The 6,636-nt window shown below is 61.0% G+C and carries 5 protein-coding genes and 1 pseudogene; all 6 read right to left on the reverse strand.

Annotated elements, in window-relative coordinates:
* Positions 1-340 (reverse strand): hypothetical protein (locus AZSI13_RS17420; protein WP_165833253.1); only part of this gene is annotated, 340 nt, incomplete at its 3' end.
* A gap of 238 nt (positions 341-578) precedes the next feature.
* Positions 579-2,282, reverse strand: a complete 1,704-nt coding sequence (locus AZSI13_RS00150) for a type I secretion system permease/ATPase (protein ID WP_109039163.1) — start codon at positions 2,280-2,282, stop codon at positions 579-581.
* Positions 2,279-3,991 (reverse strand): type I secretion system permease/ATPase, encoded by a 1,713-nt coding sequence (locus AZSI13_RS00155; RefSeq protein ID WP_235609579.1) that lies wholly within the window; start codon positions 3,989-3,991, stop codon positions 2,279-2,281. The genes AZSI13_RS00150 and AZSI13_RS00155 overlap by 4 nt, the downstream gene beginning before the upstream one ends.
* Positions 3,992-4,063: 72 nt before the next feature.
* A complete protein-coding gene (locus AZSI13_RS00160; protein ID WP_109039164.1) occupies positions 4,064-4,921 on the reverse strand; it encodes an FkbM family methyltransferase in 858 nt (285 codons plus the stop codon).
* 12 nt (positions 4,922-4,933) lie between these two features.
* Positions 4,934-5,443: a methyltransferase domain-containing protein gene (locus tag AZSI13_RS00165; protein WP_109039165.1), complete on the reverse strand. Its 510-nt coding sequence runs from the start codon at positions 5,441-5,443 to the stop codon at positions 4,934-4,936.
* 57 nt (positions 5,444-5,500) lie between these two features.
* Positions 5,501-6,636: pseudogene (locus tag AZSI13_RS17780) on the reverse strand (acetylglucosamine transferase); the annotation flags it as partial.

Here is a 6,636-nt window from a genome sequence, read left to right on the forward strand (position 1 = left end):
TAACACTCAAACCAGCCAGCGCAGCAGTGGTGATCTTCTGCAGGTCGTCAGTGGCCAGGGCAGCCACCTGAGCGGTCTTCAGACCGGCCAGCTGGGCAGAAGTGAGGGCAGCGGCCTGATCAGTGGTCAGGGCCACGATCTGGTCGGTGGTCAGGGCGGCGATCTGGACAGCTTTCAGGCCGGCCAGCGCATCCGTAGTGATTTTTGCCAGGTCCGCGGTCTCAATGGCTGCAATCTGGATTGCAGACAACTCGGCGACCTGGGAAGAGGTCAGTGCTGCCGCTTCCGTCGTCGTCCAGCCTTGGATTTGGGTGGTAGTCAGCGCAGTAATAAAGCTCATGTTCAACTCCCTACATTTTTGGATTCAACAAGGATGTCAGCAACTTAGGAGCGTTAGCAACATCCGTACCATGCCTTGCCTCTACCACGGCAAACCAAAGCGACAAAATCTCTGGACCGGCAGTAACACAACCAACACTACCAGCAATCACCCCCTCCACCTACTGGTGAAATTACTGGTATCCAACCCGATTTACGACCAATCTCCCTGATACTTTAGAGGGAAATGTAAAAAAATGTCAGCGGGAAGCCATAGGGACAGCAGGGTCGGGCGATAGTTCAGCTGCCTGGCGTCTGCGAAAATCGCCGACCAACCGCCCCCCCTCCAGTTTCAAGATCCGGTCTGCCACCACCGAGACGTTGGTGCGATGGGATATCAGGACCACGATAGCGCCCAAATCCTTCATTTCCCTGACAGCCTGGACCAGGGAAACCTCGCCGGCATCGTCCAGATGGGCATTGGGCTCATCCAGAACGATCAAATGGGGTTCACCATACATTGCCCGGGCCAGGCCGATGCGCTGCCGCTGCCCAGCGGACAGCAGCTGACCAGCCTCCCCTATCTGGGTGTCATACCCCTTGGGGTGCCGCAGCACCATATCATGGATACCCGCTCGACGGGCAGCCTGGATCACCCGTTCCGGATCCACTTCGCCGAAGCGGGCAATATTCTCGGCGATGGAGCCTTCGAACAATTCCACTTCCTGGGGCAAATAGCCGATCTGCGGGCCGATGACGCTACGTTCCCACTCAGTCAGGTGCTGCGCCCCCCACAAGACCTGCCCGCCCTGCTCAGGCCAGATGCCGATCAGGCAGCGGGCCAGGGTGGACTTGCCGGAACCGGAAGGCCCAATCACCACAACCACCTCCCCCGGCTCCAGGGTGAGATTGAGACCATCCAGAATCGGGCGCTCCCGCTGAGGCACCCCTGCCACCAGGCTGCGTAATTCGAGTTTGCCAGGCTGGGGCGCCTCGACACCATGGCGCTCCTGGGGCGAAAAGGTTTCCAGCAGCCCCTCCAGGCGCCGGAAAGCATGCCGGGCACCGACGAAGTGACGCCAGGTCCCCACCATGGCATCGATGGGTGCGAGGGTGCGGGACATGAGGAAGTTGGCGGCGATCATGGCCCCCGGTGTCATTTTTCCCTCGATAACCAGCAAGGCGGAGAACCCAAGGATGAGGGACTGCTGGCTGTAACGGAAGAACTTGGACAATTCCTGCATCCGGTGCATCCGGTCCTGGGCGAAATGGTTCAGGCCCAGATGGTGACGGTGCTTTTCCAGCCAGCGCCGTCGCAGGTTGTCATGCATGCCCAGGGATTCAACCACCTCACAGTGCCGGGCCTTGCCCTGCACATAGCCAAAGGAAGCGCCGGCGGATTCCTGGACGGCCTCCAGGGCATCGTAGGTGTGCAAATGGGTGGCCCGGGCCAGCGCCGCCAGAATCAGGGCAAAGACGATGCCCAGCACCCCCAGCCAGGGATGGAGAATAAAGAGGACACCGATATAGACGAAGGTCCAGGGGGCATCATAAAAGGCAAAAATTGCCGGTCCCGTGAGGAACTGCCGAATCCCGGTCAGATCCCCAAAGCTCTGCACCGGCAAACCACTACGGCGCAGCACCGACTCGAAGGTGGACATGAACACCCGGGTACCCAGGTATTCATCCAGGCGCACGCTGAGCCGTACCAGCAGCCAGGAGCGCACCCACTCGGCAAAGCCCATGATCCCCAACAGCACCAGGGCGATGAGGGTCAGGGAAATCAGGGTCAGCTCACTCTGGCTGACCATTACCCGGTCGTACACCTGCAACATGTACAGGGTGGGAATAACCATCAGCACGTTGCTGACGAGACTGAAGATACCCACCACGATGAATTCCCGGCGAAACCCCCAAAGGGCTTCCGCCAGACGGCTGCGGGAAAAGAAGGCCGGTTTGCTCATGCGCCACCTCCGGCAGGGGCTGTACTGCCAGGCCCGCCTTCCCCAGTCTTGGGACGGGGATAGAGAACGGCCAGCACTTCATCCCGCTTGCCGTAGAGCTTGGTAACACCTTCCTGGATCACCAGCATCCGGTCCACCACCCGCAGCACGCTGGTCAAGTGGGAAATGACGATCACTGCCGCGCCGCCGGCCTTGAGGGCCAGCAAGGCCTGGCTGAGGGCCGTATCCCCGGCCTCATCGAGACTGGCATTGGGTTCATCGAGAATGACCAAGCGCGGGTTGCCGTAGACGGCACGGGCCAGCGCTACCCGTTGACGCTGGCCACCGGAGAGGAAGCAACCGTCACTGCCGATCTCCGTATCGTAGCCAGCCGGCAGGGCTGCCACAATTTCATCCAGCCCGACCACCCGGGCTGCCGCCTCCACCTGGGCCATATCCACCGGGCCGAAGCGGGCGATGTTCTCTGCCAGAGTGCCTTCGAACAGGGCTACCTCCTGGGGCAGATAGCCCAGATGAGGGCCAAGCTCTGCCTTGCTCCACTGGTGGATATCCACGCCATCCAGCCGCACCTTGCCGACCATGGTGGGCCACAGGCCAATGAGGACCCGGGCCAGGGATGTCTTGCCCGAAGCGGAAGGACCAATGACCGCCAGCACCTCACCGGGAAAGGCCTGCAAGGTGATGCCCTTGAGCACCGGAGCCGTAGCACCAGGTGGCGCCGCCACTACGCCGTCGGCCACCAAATGGCCCTTGGGTGCAGGCAGGCGCATGCTGTTGGGCCGCGGTGGCACCTCCTGCAGGAGCTTGTCCAGGCGACCGAAGGAGTCCCGTGCTCCCACCACCATTTTCCACATCGATGTCAGTTGAACCAGGGGCTGCACGACCTTGCCACCTAGAACCGAGGCCACAATCATGGCACTGCCGCCACCCGCCATCATGCCCTTCAGGGTGAGCCAGCAGGCCAGCCCGAGCAGCAAGGAAGTCTGGGCAATCTGCACCACCTTGGCCACTACCATGCCGCTCCCGGCGTGATCCGACGCCAGGGCTTGAAAACGCAGAAAATGGCGCTGCCGGGCCTGCCAGCGCTGGCGTAGGACCGGCAACATGCCCATGGCCTCGATCACCTGGGCATTACGCAGAACCCCATGGGCGTAGGACTGGGAATTCATCATGGCCGCCCCTGCCTGCTTCAGCGGCGGGTCGGTGCGGCGCTCCTGCACGTAAGTCAGGATGAACTGCAGCAAGGCACCGATCAGCGAAAAATGGCCGAGCACCGGGTTGATCAGATAGATCAGGATGAGGAAAAGCAGGGCCAGGGGCACATCCATGGCCGCCATGACAGCAGGGCTGGAAAGGAAGTCCCGCAGGTTCCGCAAGTCGGCCAGCGCGTGATTGGCGCCTCCCGGCAGCCGGCGCAGGCTGGCATCGAAGACCAGGTCGAACAGGCGCTCGCCCAGGGTCTGGTCCAGCTTGAGGGCAGCGTTGGCCATGATCTCGCCCCGCACGAAGTCCAGCACCACGGTGAGGACATAGAGGCCGAGGACAAGGCCCGTCAGCATCACCAGGGTGGTGACGTTGCGGCTGTAGATGACCCGGTCGTACACCTGCATCATGTACAGGGTCGGGGCCAGGGTCAGCAGGTTGATAAAGATGCTGAAGAAAAAGGCCCGCCGCACGGGCACGGCCATTTCCAGAAACAGCTTTTGCAACTCGGAGGACGGCCTGTTCAATGCCACAGCCGCCCCCCGGCACAATCTTCCAGGCCCGAACCGGACCGGATGTCAGACCGCAGCAATGTCATTCCTCAGTTTTTCCAGATACGCCCCGAGATAGTCCTCACCGTTGCGGGCGCGGATGGTTTCCAGGATGCGCATGCATACGTCGGCGGACTGGTACATCTCGCTCATGATGAGGAACATCTTCTTCAACTGGGCAATGCTGAGATTCTTCCAGTCGTCCGGGTGGCGGAAATACACGGCATCGCTCCAGATGTACTGCCGGATACCGCGGGAAGGCTGATCAGGGAAGACCAGGGGCTTGAAGGCCCGTTGGCCGAAGCCCAGGAAGGTGTGGAAAAAGAAGCCCTGGGCCCGCAGAAAAGTATCCACCTCGGCAAACAGGGGCTGCCCCTGGTAAAGCTCGATGAATTCCACCTCAGTCTGGATCACCAGCACGTCCTGCAGGGCTCTCCGGCCGCCCTTGAAAACATCCAGCTCTGCGCCCTGGATATCGATCTTGAGCAGGTCCACGCCCCCGTCGATCTCGATGTCGTCCAGGCGCACGGTGGAAACGGGATGCTGGGCCACCGGGGTGGTGACCTCGTAGAGGCCGTTGAACCACTGCAGCAGAGCCACATTGGGCGGATACAGGGAACCGGTCAGGGCCCAGTTGGTTTCATGGAAGACCCGGGGCGAACCATCGCCCACGAAATGAGGGAAGTAGCGGTCGCCCCGGGCGCCGTACATCTGGTTCAGTTCGGCGCACCCCTTGGCGTCGGGTTCGAAGCCGATGACCCGGGCCATGCCCCGCTGGGCCAGCTCATAGTAGGGCTCCGTTCCTTCGCCCTGGGAATTCGCTCCAATATCGAGAATGCTGATCTTCTCGATCCCCGGGACTACTTCCAGAATATCGGTTGCCATCGCTCCCCCTCTTCAGTTCTGGGCCACGACGTTCAGGCTGATCGCCACGCCGTAGGGCCGAAAATCGCTCGTATCGTTGAACAGGCCGAAGGATTCCACCCGAGCCACCGATGAAAAACCGGCCAAGGCCAGGTACTGGCCGAGAATTTCCAGGTTCAGGCCGATGTAGTGGAAATCATGGGGATCCACCTGGCCACCAAACATCATGCGCATCACGTGGATGCGCTGCTCCAGGTTGAGGGCGGGGTGGATGAAGAGCTTGCACAGCACATCCAGGTCAGGCACCGAAATCATCAGCTTCCCCCCCGGCACCAGCAGGCGACGGATGCCTTGCAACGTCCGCACCATATCCATCTGGCCAATGTGCTCCAGAACGTGGGAGGCATAAATTTCTTCGCAGGAGCCATCCGCAAACTGTTCGAGGTTGCGGATATCGCCGATGAAATCCACCCCTTCTCCCGGCTGGATATTCAGCAGGCTCCAACCCTCTTTCGCTTCACGACCACCAATATGTAGCTTCACGACTGACTTCTCCCTGTAGTTCTTTTTGGCATCGCCCCAACGGCAAACGATGGTGGATCAACTCAATGCATCCCGCTGCTGGCCCAACTGGGTGGCACGCCACATGGAGACATAGGCGGCCTCCAGGTGGCGACAAAAGCCATCCGTATCGAAAAGCGGGTGGGTTTCCTTGTTTTTTGCCAGGCGGGCCCGCAATTCGGCCCGCGCACCATCATCCAGGGCCAACCGCAGGGCCAGGGCTTCGTAGCCTTCCAGGGAGTCCGCAGCCAGTTCAGGCAGGCCTATGGCATGGAGCAGGCTGCCCGCCACCCGGGCAGGGAATGCGCCCCCCATGTAGGTGACAACCGGCAGGCCTGCCATGAGGGCATCCGCCGCCGTGGTATGGGCGTTGTAGGGGTGAGTATCGAGAAAGAGGTCTGCCTGGCGGTAGCGGGCAAGGTGGTCTTCCACCAGCGGCACGCGCTTGGCGAAAACCAGCCGGGCCGGGTCCACGCCCCGAGCCTGGGCCTCCAGGCCCAGATTGCGCTGGGAAGCTTCACTGCGGGACATCAGCCACAGCACACTGCCTGGCACCTGCTTGAGTAGACGCATCCAGACATCGAAAACCGGCGGGGAAATTTTGTAATCGTGGCTGAAGGAGCAGAACACCACACCCTCTTCCGGCAAACCACACTCGGCCCGACTGGGGGTGTTCTCGGAAATTTTCACGCCGGCATCGGTTGGCAGGTAGGCGTCAGGGAGATAGACCACCTTTTCGTCGTAGTAGCCCTGGTGTTCGGGGGGAATGACGTGGGGGTCGGCCAGAATGTAGTCCATACAGGCCGAGCCCATGGTGCCCGGATAGCCAAGAAAATTGACATGCACCGGGGCGGGGCGATGGGTAAAAATTTCCGTCCGGGAATCAGAGGTGTAGCCGGCCAGGTCCACCGCAATGTCGATCTCCATCTCCCGCATCAATTCGGCAACCTGACGGTTGCCCAGCGTACGGACATCGATAAAACGGTCGAAGGCATTAATGAAGCGGCTGCGCAGGCGGCTCTGGTCGTCAATTCCCAGGGAGATGCCAACGGTTTCGAAACGGGATTTGTCGTGCCGCTCGATGACCCCTGCAATGAGGTGGCCCACCGGATGCTCGCGCAAATCGGGAGAAACGTAGGCCACCCGGATTTTCTTGTGGCGGTAGCGCCCACCCC

The organism is Azospira sp. I13, from assembly GCF_003112695.1.
In the GTDB taxonomy this organism is placed as follows: Bacteria; Pseudomonadota; Gammaproteobacteria; order Burkholderiales; family Rhodocyclaceae; genus Azospira.

What these genes read in the sequence shown, in the direction of transcription:
- AZSI13_RS00150 (WP_109039163.1), bottom strand. Translation starts at nt 2,282, where the DNA reads ATGAGCAAACCGGCCTTCTTTTCCCGCAGCCGTCTGGCGGAAGCCCTT.
- AZSI13_RS00160 (WP_109039164.1), bottom strand. Translation starts at nt 4,921, where the DNA reads ATGGCAACCGATATTCTGGAAGTAGTCCCGGGGATCGAGAAGATCAGC.